Here is a 19,602-nt window from a genome sequence, read left to right as displayed (position 1 = left end):
GCCTATTTGTGGTCGGGGCGGTGGGCCCTGATCCGGGGATGCCATTTCCTTATGACGCTTGATCTTGCCCTTGCGCTGCCCGGCGCGTTGGAGACCCTGACGGGAGGCTCTTTCTATGACCGTCGTCTGGTGGAATCGCTGCGGACGGCGGGGCATCGGGTGTCGGTGGTGACGCTGCCGGATGGCTTTCCCGATCCGGGGGCAGAGGCGATGGCGGCGGCGGTGGCGCAGGTCGCGGCGGAGCCTGCGGGACGGGTGGTGATTGTGGACGGGCTGGCCTTTGGCGCGATGCCGACGGCGGCGTTGGCGAGGGTCGCGGCGCCGATGGTGGCCTTGGTGCATCATCCGCTGGCGATGGAGCCGGGAATGGAAACCGTGAGGGCCGAAAGCTTGTGGCGGCGGGAGCGGGACAATCTGGCGCTGGCCCGGCATGTTCTGGTGCCAAGCGGGCATGTGGCGGGGTTGCTGGTGGATCGTTACGGGGTTCCGGCCGAGCGGATCACGGTGCTGGAGCCGGGGGTGGATCGGCCTGCTGTGGTGGAGGTGCCGAAGGCGGTGCCGCCCTTGATCTTGTCGGTGGGCTTGCTGGACCCGCGCAAGGGGCATGACGTGCTGATCGCGGCGTTAGATGCGCTTGGTGATCTGGATTGGCAGGCGGTGATCGCGGGGACGCCACGGGATGCGGCGCATGTGGCGGCGCTGGAGCGTCAGGTGGCGGCATCGGCGGTGGGTGATCGGATCAGGCTGGCAGGGCGGGTGTCGATGGAGGAACGCGACGCGCTTTATGCGCGGGCGTCGGTCTTTGCGCTGGCCACGCGCTATGAGGGATATGGGATCGTCTTCAATGAGGCGCTGTTGGCGGGGTTGCCGATCGTGAGTTGCCGTGCGGGCGCGGTGCCGGGGACGGTGCCAGCGGAGGCGGGACTGTTGGTGCCGCCAGACGATCCGGCGGCCTTTGCTGCGGCGCTGCGGATGGTGCTGGGCGATGATGCGCGGCGGATGGTGATGGCGGATGCGGCACGGCGGGCAGGGGCAGCGCTGTCGGGATGGGATGCCGTGGCGGCGCGTGCGGCGGCGGTTCTGGCGCAGGTGGCAGGGGGCGTGCGGGCATGACGGATTGGGAAGGCGATCTGGCGCTGGCCGTGGCGGCAGCGGAGGATGCGGGGGTGGCGCTGCTGCGGCATCACCGGGCGCGTGACAGGCTGCGGGTGAAAGAAAAGCGGGCGGGCGATTTCGTATCGGAGGCAGACCGCGAGGCAGAGGCCTTGTTGAAGCGGCGGCTCTTGGGCGCGCGGCCGGGGGATGGCTGGCTGGGCGAGGAGATGGGCGAGGTGGCCGGAAACGAGCGGCGCTGGGTGGTCGATCCCTTGGACGGGACGACGAATTTCCTGCGCGGCCTGCCTTATTGGTGCGTGTCGGTCGCCTTGGAGGTGGAGGGGCGGCCAAGGCTTGGGGTGATCCATGACCCATTGCATGGCGAGACTTTTTCTGCTGCACCCGGAACGGGGCTGCGGGTGAATGGGCGGCTTTTGCCGAGCGCATCGCGCGTGGGCATGTCGGGGGCGCTGTTTGGGACGGGCATCCCCTTTGGCGGCATGGCGCATATTGCGACCCATGCCGCCGATATCGCGCGGCTGATGCCACATTGCGCGGGGGTGCGGCGGACGGGGGCATCCGCGCTTGATCTGGCTTATGTGGCGGCGGGGCGGCTGGATGGGTTCTGGGAGCGGAGACTGCGGCCTTGGGACGTGGCGGCAGGGCTGGCGCTGATGGCCGAGGCGGGGGTGCAGGTGGAAGGCATGGCGGAGGATGAGGACCCTTGGGCGACAGGCAGCGTTCTTTGCGCGACGCCTTCGCTGTTTGACGCCTTCGCGGCGCTGGTGCGGGATCAGGTGAGCCGGGCGTAAAGATCGCCGGAGCGGGTGGTGGGCGGCAGGCTGCGCAGCCAATCCGCCGTTGTGGCGCCATCGCGCCAGTCGGGCCAAAGGAAGCGGCCGCTTTCGCCCGCGACGGGGTTGAAGCGGTAGGGGCCAAGCTGGGCCAGCCTGTCGATGACGCGCAGCGTGTTGTCGGGCAGGGGCGGCAGATATTCGACCGAGATCAGCGGGACGGGTTGGGACAGGCCCGAGAGGACGTCCAATTCGAACCCTTCGACATCGATCTTGATATAATCGGGCCGGCCATGGGTGGCGATCAGGCGGTCGAGCGTGGTGACCTGCACCTGTTGCCTGCGGTCCCATCTGACATGGCCAAAGCCGGGGGCGGTGCCTGCGGTTTCGGCAAAGTCGGCTTGCAGGGTGGAAACGGTGGGGTGCAGGGCGGAGACGGCCATTTCGGCCGTCATTTCACGGGGGCCGAGGGCGGCCTCGATCAGGGTGATGTCGCGGGGCAGGGTGCGGCGCAGGAAGGCCGCGAAGGCGGCTTGCGGTTCCACGGCCACCACCCGCGCCCCTGCCGCGCGCAGGACGCGGGCGCGGCTGCCCACATGCGCGCCCACGTCGAAGGCCAGCGCACCGTGGGGCAAGAGGCCCGCATAAAAGCGGCGCAGGGGGATCAGCCGCAGCGGGTTGTGATAGATCACCAGCGACCGGGCAAGGCCGAGTGTGGTAGCGATATCCATGGTGATCTTGGCCCTTCGCTTTCTGCGCCTTGGGCAGGATAGGGCGCGGTGGCGCGGGTCTAGGCAAGGGCGGTGGAAAAGCGGGCATCTGACGGAAACGTGATCAGCTGCGCGAAAATCCGTCATTGCGCTGTTACGGGCCTTGTTCGGGGCGGGGAAAGACTACCTAGAGCAGCGGGTTCAAAGGCTGCGAGACGCATGAAAAGCAACGTCAATTCCTTGGCCGACGGGCAGGCCATGCCGGGGCGAGAGGCGGGCGGGGTTGCGCCCGGGCCGGGCATGGTGTCAGCCTTAGGGGATGGGATGGCGCTGGAGGCCGGGCTGAAGCGGAACGCGGATCATCTCATGGCGCTGTGGTGCGAGGGCGCGGGGCGTGCGGGGCTGCGACCGGGGGCCGAAGGCACGGGTCTGGCCTGCCGTGCGCTGTTTTCCGGGATCAGCCGGGGGACGGAGCGGCTGGTGTTCGAGGGGCGGGTGCCGGAAACGGAATGGGCGCGGATGCGCGCGCCCTTTCAGGAAGGCGATTTCCCGCATCCGGTGAAATACGGCTATGCGATGGTGGCCGAGGTTCTGGAAGGTGCGCTGGCGGGGCGTGCGGTCTTTGCCTTGCATCCCCATCAGCGCGGGTTCCGCCTGCCGGAGGCGGCGCTGGTGCCTGTGCCCGAAGCTGTGACGCCTGCGCGGGCGGTCTTGGCCGCCAATATGGAGACGGCGCTGAACGTGATCTGGGACAGCGGCGCGGGGCCGGGGGACCGGGTCGCCGTTGTGGGCGCGGGCGTCGTGGGGGTGCTGGTGGGATATTTGGCCGCGCGGCTGCCGGGGGCGGAGGTCACGCTGGTGGACCTGTTGCCGGGGCGGGCGGCGTTGGCGGGGCGCGTGGGCTGTGGCTTTGCGCTGCCGGGTGAGGCTGGGGGTGATTGCGATGTGGTGATCCATACCAGCGCATCGGCGGAAGGTCTGGCCACGGCGATGGCGCTTGCGGGGCCGGAGGCGGCGGTGGTGGAGGCCAGCTGGTATGGCGTAGGGGCGGTGCCCGTGGCGCTGGGGGGCGCGTTTCACAGCCAGAGGCTGCGGTTGATCGGGTCGCAGGTGGGGCGGGTGCCGCCGGCGCGCGCGCCACGCTGGACCTATCGGCGGCGGCTGGAAAAGGCGCTGGACTTGCTGCGGGATGACGCGCTGGAGGCGCTGATTTCCGGCGAGACGCCCTTTGCCGAGATGGCGGCGGCCTATGGGTCGGTGCTGCACGATCCTGAAACCCTGTGCCATCGCATTCGTTACTGATCCAAACAGACAGACCAGAAGGACCGACTGATGTATGCCGTCGAAGTGAGAGACCATATCATGATCGCCCATAGCCTGCCCTCGCCCGTTTTCGGGCCGGCGCAAGGGATGCATGGGGCGACCTTTACGGTGGATGCGGCGTTTTTCGCCGAGGATATCGATGACCACGGGCTGGTGGTGGATATCGGGCTGGCGGTGGAGGCTTTGGCGGCGGTGCTGGAGCCGCTGCGCTATCGCAATCTGGACGAGGTGCCGGAGTTCAAAGGCAAGTTCACCACGACGGAATTCCTGTGCGGCGTGATCCATCGCGGGATGGCGGCGCGGGTGCGGGCTGGGGATTTGAAGGATGGGGGCCGGGTGAAACGGCTGCGCATCACGCTGCATGAAAGCCATATGGCGCGGGCCTGGTGCGAGGGGGATATCTGATCCATGGGCTTTTCCGCCGACTGGCTGGCCTTGCGCGAACCTGCGGACCATGCGGCGCGGGATGGCGGGCTGATGGCGCGGGCGGCGGCCCTTGCGGGGGCGCGGCCTGTGGTGGTGGACCTTGGGGCGGGGACGGGGTCCACGCGGCGGGCCTTTGGCGAGGTTTTGCCCAAGGGCGCGGTCTGGCGGATGGTGGAGGGGGATGCAGAATTGCTGGCCCGATGTGAGGGCGAGCGGCATCTGATGGACCTGCGCGATCTGGCGGCGCTGCCTTTGGAGGGGGCTTCGCTGGTGACGGCCTCGGCGCTTTTGGACCTTGTGTCGGAAGAGTGGGTGGCGGGGTTGGTGAATGCCTTGGCCGCGCGGCGGCTGCCGTTTCTGGCGGCGCTAAGCTATGATGGGCGAATGGCGTGGTCGCCCGAGGATGGTGGGGATGCGGGCGTGACGGCGGCCTTCAACCGGCATCAACGGGGGGACAAGGGGTTTGGTCCGGCACTGGGGCCGGATGCGGTGGCGCGGGCGGCGGCTTTGTTCAAGGCGGCGGGATATCGCGTGCGGCTGGCCAATAGCCCGTGGCAGATCGGGCCGGATCAGGCGGGCTTGGGCGGGGCGCTGCTGGACGGGATTGCGGTGGCGGCGGTTGAGGCGGGTGTGGCGGCGGATGAGGCGGCGCGCTGGCTGGCGGCGCGGCGAGCAATTCTGTCGCAGGGAGGGATGGTCATCGGCCATCTGGACCTGCTGGCCGTGCCGGAAGAGAGGGAGGCGCGCGATGCAGACGGTTGAGGTGACGGCACGGGTCTGGGACCGCATCCTTGCGTTGCGGCAGGGGCGGGGCTGCGCCTGTTGCGGGCGGTGGAGCGCAGGGGAGCGGGCGGCGTTGTCCCTTTATGCCCCCTTGGCGCGGCGTGATCTGGGGCCGGTGACGGTGGCGCAGATCGGGCAATCGCTGGATGGGCGGATTGCCACGGTTTCGGGCGATGCGAGAGATATTTCCGGGGCGGATGGCTTGGCGCATCTGCATCGGATGCGGGCCTTGGTGGATGGCGTGCTGATCGGGGCGCGGACGGCGTTGCATGATCGGCCACGGCTGACGGTGCGGATGTGCAAGGGGGCCAATCCGGCGCGCATCCTGTTGGACCCGCGCGGGCGGGTGCCGGATGATCTGGAGATTTTCCGCGAGGATGGCGCAAGGCGGATCGTCGTGCAGGCGGTGGATCGCCCGCGCCCATCCGGGGTGGAGGTGATCCATCTGCCGGAAGGCGACGGTTGGTTCGCGCCGGGTGATATTCTGGCGGCATTGCAGATGCGGGGGATCGGGTCGCTTTTGGTGGAAGGCGGGGGCATTACCATCGGACGGTTTCTGGAGGCCGGGCTTTTGACGCGGTTGCAGGTGGCGATTTCGCCGCTGTTGATTGGGGCAGGGCCTGCGAGCTTGACCCTGCGGTCGCCTGTCGCGCGGTTGGCCGATGCGATACGGCCCGAGACGCGCAGCTATGGGTTGGGGCCGGAGGTGGTGTTCGACTGCGCCTTGTCGCCCGAGGCGGTGGCGGCTTGGGCGCCCATTCACGCCGCGCCCGTGGTGGCGGCGGGGGGGATTTGACGTGCCCGCTTCTTTCGGGGCCGCGTCAGCCTTGCGGCGGCCAGATGCGAGCCCAGAGCCCATCGCGCCTCATCCCGTGATGGATCGCGGCGCCGATATGGGCCAAGAGAAGGGCCATCAGCGCGTAGCCGCCATATTCATGAACCGTCTTTGCCGCCGTGGCGAGGGTGTCGGAGCGTGGGACAAAGCTGGGCAGGCCGAGCTTGTCGAGCGCCTCGATCGGGAAGCCGCCGGCGCGGACGCGGATATAACCGGAGAGGGGCAAGAGCAGCATGAGCGCGTAAAGGGCGGCATGGCTGGCCTCGGCGATGCGGCGCTGGAGGGTGGGGATCGTATCTGGCAGGGCGGGCGCGCCCCGGCGCAGGCGCAGCACGAGGCGCAGGGTGACAAGGATCAGAAGCAGGGTGCCGATGTTCTTGTGCCCGATGAAAAGCGCGTTTTGCAGGCCGCGCGGCAGGCCGGATTGCACCATGACAAGGCCTGCCAGGATCATCGGCAGGATGAGGGCGGCGATGATCCAGTGCAGCCAGCGCTGCGCGGGGGTGTAGCCTTGGGACATGCTTTCCCTCCGTCGGGGGTGACATGGGGCAGGTAGAGGCAGGGACCCATGGTTCAAGGGCGCTGCCCGAGGGTGTGATCCCGGCGGGGGCGATGGCCTTTGCTGTGGCGGTTGTGGTGGGGGCCTTCGGCGGGGCCGCGCTTTTGGCGGGCGGTGCGATGGCCGGGGTGCTGGCCTTTGTCGCGCGGCAGGCGGCGAGGCACTATCCGCATGCGCGGTTTGGCGGATGCAATGCGGTGACGCTGGCGCGGGCCGGAGCGGTGGTGGGCTTGGCTGCGTTGCTGCCCTTCGTTTCAGGGGGCTGGGTGGTTTTGGCGGTCGCGGCGGTGGCGCTGGCGGCGGATGGGGTGGATGGGTGGCTGGCACGCAGGAGCGGGCTGTCATCGGCGTTTGGGGCGCGGTTCGACATGGAAGTGGATGCGGCGCTGGCGGCGGTGCTGGCGGGGCATCTGTGGCTGGCGGGGCAGACGGGGGCGGAAATCCTTGCGCTGGGCCTGATGCGTTATGTCTTTGTCGCGGGGTTTCTGCCCTTTCCTTGGCTTGCGGCACCTTTGCCCGAAAGGTTTGGGCGCAAGGCAGCCTGCGTGGTGCAGATCGCCGCGCTGATCCTGTTGCAGGCGCCGGGTTGGCCTGAGGGCGCGGCGCGGGGGATCGGGGTGCTGGCGGTGGCGGTGCTGGGCTGGTCTTTCGGTCGGGATGTGATCTGGCTGTGGCGGAACCGGGGATGAGGAAGGCTTTCGGGCTGCTGGTTTCGGCATTGCTGCTGCATCTGGTGCTGGTGCAGCCCAATCACCCTGATGCGGTGACGTGGCGGGCGCTGATCCTGTTTCCGCTGGAATTGCCTGCGCTGTTGCTGGGGCTGATGCTGCTGGGAGATGGGCAAGCGGGACGCTGGATCAGGCGGTTTCTGGCGGGGCTTCTGGTGCTGCTGATCGCGGTGAAGGTCGCGGATATGGCGATGTTCGTGGCCTTTGGCCGGGGGTTCAACCCGGTGGGCGACCGGATGCTGGTTGGTGCGGGGGTCAATCTGCTGACGGGGTCGGCGGGGGCTTTGGTGGCCGTGGCGGCGGTGGTTGGGTTGGTCGCGCTGGTCGGCGGGCTTTACTGGGCGCTGGAGCGGGCGATGGCCGTTTGGGCACGGGCGGGGCTGTTGCGCGGGACGGGGTTGCGTCGGATGGCGGGGGGCGTGGCGTTGGCGGTGGCCTTGGTCGCGACCTATGAGGTGACGGCGATCATGAACCGTTGGCCGATGCCGTGGAACCCGCCGGGGGCCGCCTTTACCGCGCGGGTGGCGGCGGAGGAGGTGCGTCTCGTCTGGCGCAGCGGGGCCGCAATGCGCGAGTTTCGCGCGGCGACAGAGGCCGATCCCTTGCGCGGGCGAACGGACCTTCTGGACCGGATTGACCGGGATGTGGTTGTGGTATTCATCGAAAGCTATGGCCGGGCGAGTGTGGAAGGGCCGCTTTACGCCGAGACGACGCAAGGTGTGCTGACCAAAGGGCAGGCGGCGCTGGCGGCGCGCGGTGTTTCGATGCGGTCGGGCTATCTGACCTCTTCAACCCGTGGCGGGCAAAGCTGGCTTGCGCATGGAACCTTTTCAAGCGGGCTGCGGACGAATGACCAGTTGCGCTATCAGGCGCTGTTGGCGAGTGGGCGCGAGGGGCTGTTCCATATTGCGCAGCGGGCGGGATTTGTGACCGGGGCTGTGATGCCTGCCATTACCATGGCTTGGCCAGAAGGAGAGAAGATGGGATTTGACCACATCTTCCCGGCGGCTGAACTCGGGTATCAGGGCCTGCCGTTCAACTGGGTGACGATGCCAGATCAATATACGCTGGCGGCTTTTGACAGGCTGATGGGAGGGGCGGCGGAGGGGCGGCGGTTCTCGCAGATGGTGCTGATTTCGTCCCATGCGCCTTGGGTGCCGGTGCCAAGGCTTGTGCCGTGGGATCAGGTGGGCGACGGGCGTGTCTTCAACGACATGGCGCAAGAGGGCGACCCGCCCGCCGTGGTGTGGCGCGACCCGGATCGGGTGCGGGACCAGTATCGGCAGGCGGTGGCCTATTCGCTGGAGGCGGTGCTGGACTGGCTGTCCCGAATGGACCCGGCGCAGATGCCTTTGGTGATGGTGCTGGGCGATCATCAGGCGGCGGGGTTCGTGGCGCAGGAGGATCGGCTGGATGTGCCAATACATGTGATCGGGCCTGCGGCATTGGTCGAGCGGGCGGCGGAGTGGGGCTTTGCGCCCGGACTTGTTCCACCGCGTGATCAGAAGGCCCTGCCGATGGAGGCGATGCGGGACAGGATCGTTGCGACCTATAGCTCGGCTGCGGTGCCATGAGGGTGCTGCGCTGGGGGGCGACGGTCCTGTTGTTGGGCCTTTTGCTGTGGGTCGTGGATTGGCGGGCTGTGCGGGGCGTTCTGGCGCGGGCCGAACCGGGATGGATGGTGCTGGCGGCTGTGCTGCTGGTGATGCAGACGGCGGTATCTGCGCTGCGCTGGCGGCTGGTGGCGGCACGGTTGGGGCAGCGGATCGCGATGGGCCATGCGCTGCGTGAGTATTTTCTGGCGCAGGCGGTGAATATGGCAGTGCCGGGGGGCGTTATGGGCGATGCGGCGCGGGCGGTGCGGGCGCGGGCCGAGGTGGGGCTGGAGCGGGCCGGGATGGCGGTGGTGCTGGAACGGGCAGCGGGTCAGGTGGCGCTGGTGGCGGTGACGGCGACGGCGGTTCTTGCGGTGACCTTGGTTCCCGGTGGGATGGCGGTGCCGGGTGCGGTGATCTGGGGGCTGCTTTTGGCCATGGGCGGGATGGGGCTGGCGCTGGTGCTGCTGTCGCGGATGGCGGGGCAGCGTGCGGCAGTCGCGCGGTGGCGGCAGGGGGTGCAGGTGGCGCTGCTCTCCCATGGGGTGTGGGGCGCGCAGGTGGGGTTGAGCCTTGTGACCGTCGGCCTGAACCTTGCGGCCTTCTGGGCTTGTGCGGTGGCGATGGGGGTGTGGCTGCCTCTGGGCGCGGCGCTGGTGGTGCTGCCCCTTGTCCTTTTTGCGATGTTGGTGCCGCTGACAGTGGGTGGCTGGGGCCTGCGGGAGGGGGCGGCGGTGGCCTTCTTTCCGCTGGCGGGGGCCAGCGGGGCAGAGGGATTTGCGGCCAGCGCCGCCTTTGGGGCTGTGTTCACCCTGACGGCGCTGGTCGGTTTGATCGTGACGTTCCGTCCCATGCGGGCGGCGTAACGGTCAGGCTTTGGCGTGCAGCGATCCGATGATCTGGTCAAGGTCCAGCCGTCGCACGGGTTTGGGCAGGTTCGCCTTGAACCCGGCGGCGAGATAGCTTTCCAGCTGATGCGGTTGGGCATTTGCGGTGATTGTCAGCGCGGGCGGGGCCGGGGCGCGGGCCGCCTTTGCCCGGACCTCGATCTGTTTCAGCGCGGCGATGCCATCAAGTTCGGGCATGGCGATGTCGAAACAGAGCAGATCAAACTGATTGGGCTGCCATTTTTCTACCGCTTCGCGCCCGGTTTCGGCGGTGGTCACATTATGGCCCAGTCGGCGCAGAAAGCTGGTGAGGATTTGCAGATTGATCGGATTGTCGTCGGCCAATAGAACCCGAAGGCCCGTCTTCATCGTTGCGGTGGTCATGTCTGTCCCCCTTGGCTGATTGTGTCATGAATGTGGCAACGGCAGAGGTTGTGGCAAAATTAGGGCAAGGTGGCTTTTGGCCATTTTCTGATATTGATTGGCCGGGAAAAATACGCCGAAGGAGGGGGTTTTATGACGAAAGAATGGCTGCCGCTGAATGATGGTCGGGCGATGCCGCAGTTGGGCTTTGGTCTGTGGCAGGTGCCTGCGCACGAGACGGCGCGTGTGGTGCGCGACGGGGTAGCGGCAGGCTATCGGCTGATCGACGGGGCGGCGATCTATGGCAATGAGGCAGGGCTTGGCGAAGGGCTGCGCAGCATGGGCGTGCCGCGCGATCAGGTTTTTGTCACGACCAAGGTCTGGAACGACCGCCAAGGCACGGATGACACGCGGCGCGCGGTCGAGGAAAGCCTTGCCCGGATCGGTGTGCCTCAGGTGGACCTGATGCTGATCCATTGGCCCTGCCCGGAACGGGGGCGGTTTCTGGACACGTGGAAAACGCTTGTCGCGCTGCGGGACGAGGGCAGGGTCGCCTCGATCGGGGTGTCGAATTTCCGGGTGGTCGATCTGGAGCGGATCATTGGCGAGACGGGGGTGGTACCCGTGTTGAACCAGATCGAATTGCATCCGCGCCTGCAACAGGTGGAGTTGCGGGATTTCCATGCCCGGCACGGGATCGTGACGCAAAGCTGGACGCCCTTGGGGCAGGGGAAATCCTTTGACGCGGCCCCGATCCGGGCGGCGGCGGCGCGGTCGGGGAAAAGCCCGGCGCAGGTGATCTTGCGCTGGCATGTGCAATTGGGTTGTTCGGTTATCCCAAGGTCGACACGGGCGGCGGGGCTGGCCGAGAATATCGACATCTTCGACTTTGCCCTGACCGAGGCCGAGATGGCGGCGATTGCCACGCTGGATGCAGGCGAAAGAACGGGGCCTGACCCCGCCACTTTCACCTGATCTTGGCGGGTTTGGGCCAGTATTGACGGGCGGCGGCCAGCGCGAATTGCAGGGCAAGGCCGCCCCAGATCAGCAGGCTGTCGGCCAGCAGGTTTTCGCCCGTCACATGCTTTATCCCCTGAAGCCCGATACAGAGCACCGATCCCAGCGCGAAGACGGGCAGCGCCTGACGGCCCAAGAGTTCGAAGGGTGCAGCGATCCAATGCGCGCAGGCGCGGCGGATGATGGGGAAGGAGGACAGGAAATAGGCCAGCGCAAGGATGTGCAGAAGGCGCGGCGCAGCGACATAGGTCTTGTCGAAGGCGGTTAGGTTCCACGGCAGGTGGAATGTCTCTTTTGCAAGCCAGAGGGTGTAGCCCGTCATCTTTGACACGGCGGGGATTTGGGCAGAGAGCGCGGCGTAAAGCAGGAAGAGCCCCGTCACCACCTGTAGCCAGCGGCGAACGGGAACGAGGCGGCGGCCATCCTTGAGCATCACGCCCGTGACAAGGCCGGTGACGAAGACCACCTGCCATGCCAGAGGGTTGAAGAACCAGACGCCCGAACTTGGCCAATTGGGGGGACCGAGACGCCAGATGCCTGCGACAAGCCAGAGCAGGACCGAAGCCGCAAGCAGGCGGCGCGGCCAGCGCCATGCCGCGAAAAGCATGAGGGGGGCCACCGCGAGCAGGGCCAGATAGAGCGGCAGGATGTTCACATAGCCGAACTGATGGGACAGAAGGACCAGACCGATCACCGTGCGCAGCGGATCAAGCCAGAGCCATTTCATCTGGTTTTCGAACAGGCTTTCGGCATTGCCCAGCCAGAGCGCCACAGAAGCGGCCGCTGCGAGCGCGGCCAGCGTGGTGAGGATGTGAACGAGGTAAAGCGTCCAGACCCGGTGCCAGACGCGGCCAAGGCCTGTCCAGAGGCGCATCGACGCCTCACGGAAGTCGGCGGAATAGGCAAGGCCTGCTGCGATGCCCGACATCATCACGAAGCCTTCGGCGGCGTCGGAAAAGCCGAAATTGCGGCTTGTCCAATCCTCATAGGCGTTGCCGGGGACGTGGTTGATGAAGATCATCACGAGGCAGAGTCCACGGAACACGTCAAGGCGCGGATCGCGGGTCGAGGGCGGGGCAAGAGCGGGCGAGGACATGGGTCACCAAGGGGCCCGAAAGGGCAGGTCGGACGGGCTATTGCCCGCTTCGCCCTGCGTCCACAAGGGGCGGTTTGGGCTTGTGGCAGAATGCTGCGCGCGGGGATAACGGGGATCGGCGCTCAAGCCGCGTCACGGGTTCCGGCATCGGCTGTCCAGCGGGACAAGGTGGCATCATGCAGGCGCATCACGGGGGCGGGGGCAATTTCGGTTTCCGTGGTGAAAAGGGCGGTGCGGCTGGGTCGTGAGGACCACGAGATGAGCAGGGGCGCCAGCACCATGGGCAGGGCCACGGGCATCAGCCATAGGACAAGTTCGGGCGACAACCATTGCGCCGTCACCAGCACGACGCCCCCGGTGGTGACGATCCAATGCGAGGCGGCCCATGCGTCGCGGAAGGACAGCGTGCCATCGCCGCGCGATTGGGCAGGCCAGCCGCCATCGGCCCCACGCAGCACCTGAAGCACGGAGCGGGTCTGGAACATGAGGAAGATCGGCGCGGTGAGGGAGGAGAACAGAAGTTCCGTCAGCGTCGATTGCAGCGCGCAGAGGCGGCCGCCGAAGCCCTGCGCACGGCCACGGAGCGCGGCGTCGAGCAGGATCAGCAGTTTAGGCAGGAACAAGAGGCCGCCGATGCCGATGGCCAGACCCAGCGCCTTGGACACCTGACTGACCGGCATGGAGGGGAAGGGCCAGTAATCGATCGGGAAGTAATCGATGGGTGGGGCAAAGAGGGGGGCGGCGATGGAGGCGGCAAGGAAGGCCAGCCAGAAGACGGGCGCGATATAGGCAAGGATGCCTTGGAGGAAGACAAACCTGCTCCAGGGTTTGAGGCCGGGGGCGAAGATCAGGCGAGAATGTTGCAGATTGCCTTGGCACCAGCGGCGGTCGCGCTTTGCATGATCGATGATGTTTTCAGGAGCCTCTTCATAGCTGCCTTGCAGGTCGTCATCCACGCGCACGGCCCAGCCCGCACGAGCCAGAAGGGCCGCTTCGACATAGTCATGGCTAAGGATATGGCCACCGAAGGGCGGCTTGCCCGCCAGTTCGGGCAGGCCGCAGCTGGCGGCGAAGGCGTTCATCCGGACGATGGCGTTATGGCCCCAGAAGGGGCCGGTGCGGCCCTGCATCATGGCAAGGCCACGCGCGAAGACGGGGGAATAAAAGCCGCCCGCGAATTGCATGATGCGGCCAAAGCGGGAACGGGCGTTGATGACCTTGGGCAATGTTTGCAGAAGGCCGAGGTCGGGTGCCGCCTCCATCCGGCGGACCATTTCCACCATGGTCGCGCCTTCCATCAGACTGTCGGCATCAAGGATGATGGCATAGCGGTAGGCGGCGCCGGAGCGTTTGATGAAATCTTCGATATTCCCGGCCTTGCGGCCTTTGTTCGAGGTGCGGCGGCGATAGAAGATGCGCCCTTCGCCATGGGTGTCGGCCAGCAGGCGCAGGAACCAAAGGCGTTCGCGGGCGGCCACCTCTTCGTTGCGGGTGTCGGAGAGGATGGCGAAGTGGAAACGGTCGGCAAAGCCTGTGGCGCGCAGCGATGCCTCCATCGCGGCAATGCGGGCGAAGGTGGCGACGGGGTCTTCGTTATAGACGGGCACGAGGACCGCGGTCATGGGCCGGATCGGCCCTGGATCGCGTGGGACGGCGGGTGGGCGGGTCGTCAGGCCTGCAAGCGCCGTGAAGGCCCCCCATGCCAGCCAGAAGGTCGAGGCGAAGATGAGCGCGGCACGCAGCGGATCAAGGGCGTCGAACCCGTCTGAGGCACCGAATTGCAGAAAGACGATGAAACCAAGCCCGGCGGCAAGGAGCGCGGCCGTCAGGGTCAGGGTGCGCGTGACATATACCCGGCGCGATGGGGCAGCGGCGGCCCCCATGCCCTAGGACCCGGCCTTGCCCATGCGCCACGGACGGGCGCGCAACAGCGTGCCGATCAGGCCCGCACGACCCGGAGCGGGTTCCAGTTGCTGCACCGGCATGGCAAGCGGCGCAGAGGGCAGCGCGCCGAGGTCTTCGGCGAGACGGTCGAGATCGAATTGGTCCGGCTTGGCAAGATCCATCATGTTGCGTTGATCCACTGATAGAGCCAGTTTTCCGTCAATTTGCGGTCGAAACCCGCCAGATGGGCGGCCAGTTCAACAACCGCGCCATCGGCGGCGGAAATGTCGATGACCAGACGCCATATATCGCTCTCGGCGATCTTTTCGACCACGGTTCCCGTAATCGTACCATTTGCAATCGTTACGACAGGTTGTAGTTCAGTATCGGGTTCCATCCCGCCGATCAGGCCACCCTTGTAGTCGACGACGAATTTGCGCGTGCCTTGCTGCGCTTCGACCCCGGCAAAGCCGCCATGGCCTGAGCGCGTTTCAAAGACATAGGCCAAGGGATCGCCTTGATCATGCGGCAGGTCGCCCCAGTGCAGCCGATAGGCGAATTCCCGTGCATCGCCTGCCTTGGCGGGCGCTTCGGGCACCCAATAGGCGACGATATTGTCGTTCGCCTCAAGATCCGAGGGGATTTCAACCAGACGGACATGGCCCTTGCCCCAGTCGCCCAGCGGCTCGACATCCAGCGAGGGGCGGCGTTCATAGCGCGCGCCGGTGTCCTGATAGCTGTCGAAATCACGGTCGCGCTGATGCAGGCCGAAACGGCGGGGCGCGGTTTCGGCGAAATAGCTGCCCGTCAATTGCGGCGGGTTGTTCAAAGGACGCCAGATCACATCGCCATCGGCGCGCAGGATGCGCAGCCCGTCGCTGTCATGGACGTTGGGGCGGTAATCGTCGAATTCCGCGCGGTTCTTTTCCGAAAAAAGGAACATGGAAGTGAGCGGCGCGATGCCCAGTTCAGCCACGTCCTGACGGAAGAAAAGGCGGCACGTGACATCCATCACCGTTTCGGTGCCCGGTGTGATGACAAAGCGGTAGGCCCCCGTCACGCTTGGCCCTTCCAGCGCGGCATAGACGGTCATGCGGTCGCCACCGCCCGTGTCGCGTTCGGTGTAAAAGCGCGAGAAGCGGGGGAATTCCTCTCCCACCGCAGTGGCGGTGTTCAGTGCAAGGCCGCGGGCCGAGATGCCATAGGCCGAATTGCGCCCCAGTGCCCGGAAATAGGAGGCACCCACGAAGGCCACCAGTTCGTCCCACTTGTCGGGGCGGTTGAGCGGGTGGTTCAGGCGGAAGCCCGCGACACCCGGCAATTCGGCATGCGCGGGGACACGTTCGGCAAGTTCGTTCAAATATTCGAAGTCGTCGGTGGAAAAGAGCATCTCGGACGCCATGCCGCCTTCGACTTCGAAAAGGCGGACGGGTTCGGGAAAGAGCCAGCCCATATGGAAGGCCCCAAGCCGGAAGCGGGTCTTTTCGTCCTGCCAGCGGGCGCGGCTGTCGGCAAAACGGATAAGGCGGTAATCGTCATAGTCGAGATCGCCCAGAAACCCTTCGGGCGCGGCTGCTGTGACATGCGGTTGGGTGGCAAGGACGCGCATCTCTTCGGTCAGCAGGTCGAAAGAGAATTGCTGCGCTGCCGCAGCCGTGGGGGTTGCAGTGGCGGTTTCTTGGGCAAAGCTGCGCAGGGGCATGGCCACCAGCGTCACAGGCAGTGTCGCCGCCGCAACGGAGAGCAGGGCCCGGCGGGAAAGCGGGGCGGTCAAAGGGGCAGTCATTGGCATAGAGGTCTATAACTCAACGGTTTTTCCCGCGCGTGGTGCCTGCGCGACTCAAGGCCGCGATATATGGCTGTGGACTTGCCGACTGCAAGGTGGGTTCAACGGGGCGTGATCTGCGCGGCGCGAAATTGCCGTGGTCTGGGCGTGGAGTCGCCCATTTATTGCGCAGCGCTCATGCTGCATCTGCAAAAAGAAGCCGATCTGGGCCCGTGGCGCAGAGATCGGTGGGTGGAAAACGGATGCAGCCCATCCGTTTGTCCACATTTGCCGTTTGCCCGTGCCGGGTTAGGAACTCTTGTTGTGCCGTGGCGACCATGGAGGCCCGAGGTGAGCCATGCTTGATGAGGCGGAGACCGGACGTTCCGGCCCGCAAGGGCTTTTTTCCGCCCTTGCGGAACCCCAGCTTGCGCGCTTTCCCCAGCGGCTTGCAGCGGACCCGTGGCGCGAGGGCGCGATCTTTGCTGCGGTTTTGATCGGGCTGTCGCTGGTTCTGACTTTGGCGCAGTCGCGGGCTTTGACCAACGGGGCCATCGTCGATCTTTTGCCGACCGAGGCGATCTTTGCCCTGCTGATCGGGGCAGCGCTGTTTCCGCTGCGCTATCTGTGGATCGCGGTGGCAACCTATGCGGTGGCCTTCCTTCTTGCGGTTTCGATGCGGATCGGGATGGACCCTGCCTATCTGCCGCCCGGTGTTTCTACAGGATGGGCGGTGACCTTCGGGCTGGTGTTGAATGCGCTGCCTGCGCTGGCGGCGGGGCTGTTCGGGCGCTGGTTGATGACGACGGTGCAGGCGCGCGGCCTGCCGGGCCGTGCGGGGCGCGAGGATATGCTGCTGCTGGTCGGCACGGTGCTGGCCTATATCGTTCTGGCCGGGGCGATGCTGCCCTTGGTCGTGGCCAGCCTTTATGATCCGGGTTGGACGACGCCTTTGGGGGCGGGCAGCGACCTGACGGAGGCGGGCCTGTTTCGCGCCGTGCGGATCGGGCTTTGTGCGATGGCCTTGATGCTGTTGCTGCTGGACCGCCCGGATCGGAAGAATCTGACGGTGGCCTTGGCGATACAGCCCGCCTTTGTGGCGCTGGGCCTGTTGCGGATCGAAGGATTTGCGGTTCACCCGACGCTGGATGTGGTGATGCTGGCGCTGGCCGTGGCCCTGATGGCACCGGCCTATGCGGCGGTCGTGGCCAATGTGATGGGCGTGGTGGTCTATGTCGTCATCACGGGCGAGTTTCTGGTGCAAATTCCCATCACATCGGTGGATGTGCTGCGGCTGGAACTGGCATCGGTCATCCTGATGATGCTGGTCTGTCTGCTTTTGCTGCTGCGGTACCGGACAATTCTGGAACGGCGGCAAAGCGGCGAGACCATCGGCCGTCTGCAACGGGTGCAGGAATTGGCGACGGTGGGGTATTTCGTTCTGGACCTGCGCAACAATCAAGTCCGGGTGGATGAGGTCGCGGCAGGTATCCTTGGCACAGGGCTGAAATTCGATCTGGCCCAGTTTATACGCCGGGTTCATCCCGAGGATGGGGCAGCGATCGTTGCGGCGATTTCCGACCTGACGCTGGGTCAGCGGACGCTGTCTTTCCAGCTATCTCCCGGCCCGGTCTGGGCCGGTGAAGCGGCGGCACGTTTCATCAGCGTGCATGGCTGGTTTGAAGAACGGGCCGGCGCGGTGGCCTATGCTTATGGTGTGCTGATCGACCTGACATCGGACCATCGGCGAGAGGTGGCCTTGGGCGATGCGCTGGCCGAGCTGTCGGATCACCAGAATCGCCAGACCGAGATTTTTTCCATCGTTTCCCATGAGTTGCGGACGCCTGCCTCGGTTATTTCGATGCTGGTGGAAGAGTTGGATGCAGGCGCAAGCTGGGATGAGATGGGGCCGCGGATGCGGGCAGTGAGCGAGCAGCTTTTGTCCGTGCTGGCCGATATGCGGCAGACGGTGCGGCCCGAGGAAAACCTGCCGGTGCGGATCGAAACGGTCCGGCCAAGCGAGATTGCCGAAACGGTGCGCAACACCTTCCTGCTGATGGCGGATACGAAGGGGGTGGAGATCGGGTTGGACCTGTCGCCCTTGGCGTGGATGCCGCGGATGACAGATCGGGTGCGTCTGGTGCAGGCCATTTCAAATCTTGTGAAGAACGCGATCCTGCATTCCGAATGCGGGCGGATCATCATCTCTTATGTCGAGGAGGAAGGCCCGGTCGGATTCTGGCGCGTGATGGATGATGGCCTTGGGGTGCCCGAGGCCGCGCGGGCGACCCTCTTTGAACCGTTCCGTCGGGGTGATGGCTTGCGGACGGCGCGGACGGATGGGTCTGGTCTTGGGCTGTATGTCACCAAATCCTCGATCGAGCTTTTGGGGGGGACGGTGGCCTATGTGCCTGATCCGTCAGGGGGTTCCATCTTTGAATTGCGGGTGCCGATGACCGTTCCTGCCGAGGCAGAGGCACCGGCTGCGCCGGCCGCGGCGGAGAAAAAGCCCGGTCAGCGGGGGCGTATCCTGATGGCCGAGGACAGCGAGCTGATCGGCGAATTGCTTGTGGCGCGGTTGAATCGGCTGTTTGAGGAAGTGGTCTGGGTGAAGAACGGGGCGGATGCCTTGGCGGCCTATACGGTGATCCAACCCGATGTGGTTTTGACCGACCTCTTCATGCCGGAAATGGGCGGGGATGACCTGACCTCGACCCTGCGGGAGCGGGGGGCGGATTGCCTGATCATCGGGATGACCGCCGCAGCGATCGGGGATGAGAGGACACGGTTCGAAGAGGCCGGGACGGACCTTGTTCTGACCAAACCTGTGTCGACCAAGCAGCTGCTGGAAGTGCTGGATCGGCTGGAAGCCCGCGCCCGCGCCCGCGCCGGTTAAGCGGCGGATCAGGGGCGGGGGCGTTCCGCCTCGGCCCGCAGTAAACCCATGAGTTCGTTGAGGGATTTGCGATAGCGTTCGTCGATCAGGCGGCCTTCGGCATCGAAAGCGCTGCGGGATTGGGCGACGAGAACCTCTGGCCCCGGCAGTAGGCGGGGGCGGAAGGGGGTTAGGCAGAGGCGGAGGGAGAATTGCGACCTTTCTCCCCCGGCGCGGCCATCTGCGGCAGAGAGGATCGCCACCGGTTTGTCGCGCCACGCCGCACCGGGCACGCGGGAGACCCAATCGAGCGCGTTCTTCAACACGCCGGGCAGTGCCTTGTTATATTCCGGCGTTGAAATGACGATGGCATCGGCGGCCTTGATCTGGGCATGAAGCCGGAGCACGGGTTCGGGAAAACCTTCTGCGATTTCAAGATCTTCGTCGAAAAGGGGCAGGCGAAGATCGGCCTCGGTCTGGTGCGCCTCACCGAAGGCGCGGCGGGCTTCGGCCAAGAGCAGGCGGTTGGTCGAGGCAGCGCGCAGGGCGCCGGGGATACCGAGAAGCGTGAGCATGTCTGGGGCCTTCGTGACAGAACCGACCGGGCAAAGGTATGCGGTTAACCCGCCGCTGCAAGGGCGGAAGGGTGGGCAATGGCTGTGCCCTGTTTTGTGCCGCGATTTGTGCAGCAAACTGTGGGCACGCGGCGGGCGGTTTGGTCGGGGGGCGTTAAGGTTAACGGGCCGGAGCGGGAGAGAAATGGGGCGTTAAGCTGTCAGTTGCGGGGGGCAGTCGATGGGTGCCGGGAGTGCCGGCTCTTGTGCCGCAATCTGTGCAGCAAGTTGTGGGCACGGAGCGGCCGGTTTC

The 19,602-nt window shown here is 66.0% G+C and carries 19 protein-coding genes; 11 read left to right on the top strand and 8 right to left on the bottom strand.

The features are described 5' to 3' along the window. Positions 1 to 51: 51 nt before the first annotated feature. Together QF092_RS10650 and QF092_RS10645 are read left to right on the top strand one after the other, a co-directional pair. The gene (locus QF092_RS10650; RefSeq protein WP_281463883.1) at positions 52 to 1,113 is read left to right on the top strand and encodes a glycosyltransferase family 4 protein; all 1,062 of its coding nucleotides are present in this window, start codon (positions 52 to 54) and stop codon (positions 1,111 to 1,113) included. Beyond that, positions 1,110 to 1,907, top strand: a complete 798-nt coding sequence (locus QF092_RS10645) for an inositol monophosphatase family protein (RefSeq protein ID WP_281463882.1) — start codon at positions 1,110 to 1,112, stop codon at positions 1,905 to 1,907. Before QF092_RS10650 ends, QF092_RS10645 begins: the two co-directional genes overlap by 4 nt. Here QF092_RS10645 and QF092_RS10640 read toward each other — a convergent pair. Continuing rightward, a complete protein-coding gene (locus QF092_RS10640) occupies positions 1,889 to 2,620 on the bottom strand; it encodes an FkbM family methyltransferase (protein ID WP_281463881.1) in 732 nt (243 codons plus the stop codon). The genes QF092_RS10645 and QF092_RS10640 overlap by 19 nt on opposite strands. Positions 2,621 to 2,818: 198 nt before the next feature. Here QF092_RS10640 and QF092_RS10635 point away from each other — a divergent pair, with 198 nt between their 5' ends. Genes QF092_RS10635 through QF092_RS10620 form a run of 4 tightly spaced genes read left to right on the top strand, consistent with a single transcriptional unit; the run spans position 2,819 to position 5,927 of the window. Next, complete coding sequence (locus QF092_RS10635; protein ID WP_281463879.1) at positions 2,819 to 3,901, top strand: zinc-dependent alcohol dehydrogenase; 1,083 nt, start codon at positions 2,819 to 2,821, stop codon at positions 3,899 to 3,901. Positions 3,902 to 3,931: 30 nt separating this feature from the next. Continuing rightward, complete coding sequence (locus tag QF092_RS10630) at positions 3,932 to 4,327, top strand: 6-pyruvoyl trahydropterin synthase family protein (protein ID WP_281463878.1); 396 nt, start codon at positions 3,932 to 3,934, stop codon at positions 4,325 to 4,327. 3 nt (positions 4,328 to 4,330) lie between these two features. Further along, positions 4,331 to 5,110 (top strand): class I SAM-dependent methyltransferase, encoded by a 780-nt coding sequence (locus QF092_RS10625; RefSeq protein ID WP_281463877.1) that lies wholly within the window; start codon positions 4,331 to 4,333, stop codon positions 5,108 to 5,110. After that, entirely contained in the window at positions 5,097 to 5,927 is an 831-nt protein-coding gene (locus tag QF092_RS10620) for a RibD family protein (RefSeq protein WP_281463876.1), read from the top strand. The genes QF092_RS10625 and QF092_RS10620 overlap by 14 nt, the downstream gene beginning before the upstream one ends. 25 nt (positions 5,928 to 5,952) lie before the next feature. On the opposite strand, the gene QF092_RS10615 is transcribed toward QF092_RS10620, so the two are convergent. Beyond that, positions 5,953 to 6,486 carry a cytochrome b gene (locus QF092_RS10615; protein WP_281463875.1) on the bottom strand — a complete coding sequence of 178 codons (534 nt, stop codon included), beginning with the start codon at positions 6,484 to 6,486 and terminating at the stop codon, positions 5,953 to 5,955. Between the two features lie 23 nt (positions 6,487 to 6,509). Here QF092_RS10615 and QF092_RS10610 point away from each other — a divergent pair, with 23 nt between their 5' ends. Genes QF092_RS10610 through QF092_RS10600 form a run of 3 tightly spaced genes read left to right on the top strand, consistent with a single transcriptional unit; the run spans position 6,510 to position 9,714 of the window. Then, positions 6,510 to 7,214, top strand: a complete 705-nt coding sequence (locus QF092_RS10610; protein WP_281463874.1) for a CDP-alcohol phosphatidyltransferase family protein — start codon at positions 6,510 to 6,512, stop codon at positions 7,212 to 7,214. Then, positions 7,211 to 8,827 carry a sulfatase-like hydrolase/transferase gene (locus QF092_RS10605; RefSeq protein WP_281463873.1) on the top strand — a complete coding sequence of 539 codons (1,617 nt, stop codon included), beginning with the start codon at positions 7,211 to 7,213 and terminating at the stop codon, positions 8,825 to 8,827. The genes QF092_RS10610 and QF092_RS10605 overlap by 4 nt, the downstream gene beginning before the upstream one ends. Then, positions 8,824 to 9,714: a lysylphosphatidylglycerol synthase transmembrane domain-containing protein gene (locus QF092_RS10600; protein WP_281463872.1), complete on the top strand. Its 891-nt coding sequence runs from the start codon at positions 8,824 to 8,826 to the stop codon at positions 9,712 to 9,714. Before QF092_RS10605 ends, QF092_RS10600 begins: the two co-directional genes overlap by 4 nt. Positions 9,715 to 9,717: 3 nt before the next feature. Here QF092_RS10600 and QF092_RS10595 read toward each other — a convergent pair whose 3' ends face one another. After that, on the bottom strand, positions 9,718 to 10,119 hold the full coding sequence (locus QF092_RS10595) for a response regulator (protein ID WP_281463871.1): 402 nt from the start codon (positions 10,117 to 10,119) through the stop codon (positions 9,718 to 9,720). A gap of 132 nt (positions 10,120 to 10,251) precedes the next feature. On the opposite strand from QF092_RS10595, the gene QF092_RS10590 reads away from it, so the two are divergent. Then, positions 10,252 to 11,073, top strand: a complete 822-nt coding sequence (locus QF092_RS10590) for an aldo/keto reductase (protein WP_281463869.1) — start codon at positions 10,252 to 10,254, stop codon at positions 11,071 to 11,073. Here the strand turns inward: QF092_RS10590 and QF092_RS10585 are convergent. The 4 genes from QF092_RS10585 to QF092_RS10570 form a co-directional block, all read right to left on the bottom strand. Then, positions 11,066 to 12,211 (bottom strand): OpgC family protein, encoded by a 1,146-nt coding sequence (locus QF092_RS10585; RefSeq protein WP_281463868.1) that lies wholly within the window; start codon positions 12,209 to 12,211, stop codon positions 11,066 to 11,068. The two genes, QF092_RS10590 and QF092_RS10585, sit on opposite strands and share 8 nt — an antisense overlap. Before the next feature lie 122 nt (positions 12,212 to 12,333). Then, a complete protein-coding gene (gene mdoH, locus QF092_RS10580) occupies positions 12,334 to 14,094 on the bottom strand; it encodes a glucans biosynthesis glucosyltransferase MdoH (RefSeq protein ID WP_281463867.1) in 1,761 nt (586 codons plus the stop codon). Between the two features lie 3 nt (positions 14,095 to 14,097). Further along, on the bottom strand, positions 14,098 to 14,280 hold the full coding sequence (locus QF092_RS10575) for a hypothetical protein (RefSeq protein ID WP_281463866.1): 183 nt from the start codon (positions 14,278 to 14,280) through the stop codon (positions 14,098 to 14,100). After that, positions 14,277 to 15,887: an OpgD/OpgG family glucan biosynthesis protein gene (locus QF092_RS10570; protein WP_281463865.1), complete on the bottom strand. Its 1,611-nt coding sequence runs from the start codon at positions 15,885 to 15,887 to the stop codon at positions 14,277 to 14,279. The genes QF092_RS10575 and QF092_RS10570 overlap by 4 nt, the downstream gene beginning before the upstream one ends. A gap of 331 nt (positions 15,888 to 16,218) precedes the next feature. On the opposite strand from QF092_RS10570, the gene QF092_RS10565 reads away from it, so the two are divergent. Beyond that, positions 16,219 to 18,756, top strand: a complete 2,538-nt coding sequence (locus QF092_RS10565) for an ATP-binding protein (RefSeq protein ID WP_281463864.1) — start codon at positions 16,219 to 16,221, stop codon at positions 18,754 to 18,756. An 8-nt stretch (positions 18,757 to 18,764) separates the two neighbouring features. Here QF092_RS10565 and QF092_RS10560 read toward each other — a convergent pair whose 3' ends face one another. Next, positions 18,765 to 19,310, bottom strand: coding sequence for an NADPH-dependent FMN reductase (locus QF092_RS10560; RefSeq protein ID WP_281463863.1), 546 nt, complete (start codon positions 19,308 to 19,310; stop codon positions 18,765 to 18,767). Between the last annotated feature and the right edge of the window lie 292 nt (positions 19,311 to 19,602).

Source organism: Fuscovulum ytuae (genome assembly GCF_029953595.1).
Taxonomy (GTDB): domain Bacteria; phylum Pseudomonadota; class Alphaproteobacteria; order Rhodobacterales; family Rhodobacteraceae; genus Paragemmobacter; species Paragemmobacter ytuae.
Note: the sequence above shows the minus strand (reverse complement) of the source record. Positions and strands in the feature narration are given on the sequence as shown.

Excerpts from the sequence above, each read along its gene's own strand:
- QF092_RS10610 (WP_281463874.1), top strand. The coding sequence starts at position 6,510 with ATGGGGCAGGTAGAGGCAGGGACCCATGGTTCAAGGGCGCTGCCCGAG.
- QF092_RS10565 (WP_281463864.1), top strand. The coding sequence starts at position 16,219 with ATGCTTGATGAGGCGGAGACCGGACGTTCCGGCCCGCAAGGGCTTTTT.
- QF092_RS10640 (WP_281463881.1), bottom strand. The coding sequence starts at position 2,620 with ATGGATATCGCTACCACACTCGGCCTTGCCCGGTCGCTGGTGATCTAT.
- QF092_RS10620 (WP_281463876.1), top strand. The coding sequence starts at position 5,097 with ATGCAGACGGTTGAGGTGACGGCACGGGTCTGGGACCGCATCCTTGCG.
- QF092_RS10590 (WP_281463869.1), top strand. The coding sequence starts at position 10,252 with ATGACGAAAGAATGGCTGCCGCTGAATGATGGTCGGGCGATGCCGCAG.
- QF092_RS10585 (WP_281463868.1), bottom strand. The coding sequence starts at position 12,211 with ATGTCCTCGCCCGCTCTTGCCCCGCCCTCGACCCGCGATCCGCGCCTT.
- QF092_RS10600 (WP_281463872.1), top strand. The coding sequence starts at position 8,824 with ATGAGGGTGCTGCGCTGGGGGGCGACGGTCCTGTTGTTGGGCCTTTTG.
- QF092_RS10630 (WP_281463878.1), top strand. The coding sequence starts at position 3,932 with ATGTATGCCGTCGAAGTGAGAGACCATATCATGATCGCCCATAGCCTG.
- QF092_RS10560 (WP_281463863.1), bottom strand. The coding sequence starts at position 19,310 with ATGCTCACGCTTCTCGGTATCCCCGGCGCCCTGCGCGCTGCCTCGACC.
- QF092_RS10595 (WP_281463871.1), bottom strand. The coding sequence starts at position 10,119 with ATGACCACCGCAACGATGAAGACGGGCCTTCGGGTTCTATTGGCCGAC.
- QF092_RS10605 (WP_281463873.1), top strand. The coding sequence starts at position 7,211 with ATGAGGAAGGCTTTCGGGCTGCTGGTTTCGGCATTGCTGCTGCATCTG.
- QF092_RS10615 (WP_281463875.1), bottom strand. The coding sequence starts at position 6,486 with ATGTCCCAAGGCTACACCCCCGCGCAGCGCTGGCTGCACTGGATCATC.
- QF092_RS10645 (WP_281463882.1), top strand. The coding sequence starts at position 1,110 with ATGACGGATTGGGAAGGCGATCTGGCGCTGGCCGTGGCGGCAGCGGAG.
- mdoH (WP_281463867.1), bottom strand. The coding sequence starts at position 14,094 with ATGGGGGCCGCCGCTGCCCCATCGCGCCGGGTATATGTCACGCGCACC.
- QF092_RS10650 (WP_281463883.1), top strand. The coding sequence starts at position 52 with ATGACGCTTGATCTTGCCCTTGCGCTGCCCGGCGCGTTGGAGACCCTG.
- QF092_RS10635 (WP_281463879.1), top strand. The coding sequence starts at position 2,819 with ATGAAAAGCAACGTCAATTCCTTGGCCGACGGGCAGGCCATGCCGGGG.
- QF092_RS10570 (WP_281463865.1), bottom strand. The coding sequence starts at position 15,887 with ATGCCAATGACTGCCCCTTTGACCGCCCCGCTTTCCCGCCGGGCCCTG.
- QF092_RS10625 (WP_281463877.1), top strand. The coding sequence starts at position 4,331 with ATGGGCTTTTCCGCCGACTGGCTGGCCTTGCGCGAACCTGCGGACCAT.
- QF092_RS10575 (WP_281463866.1), bottom strand. The coding sequence starts at position 14,280 with ATGATGGATCTTGCCAAGCCGGACCAATTCGATCTCGACCGTCTCGCC.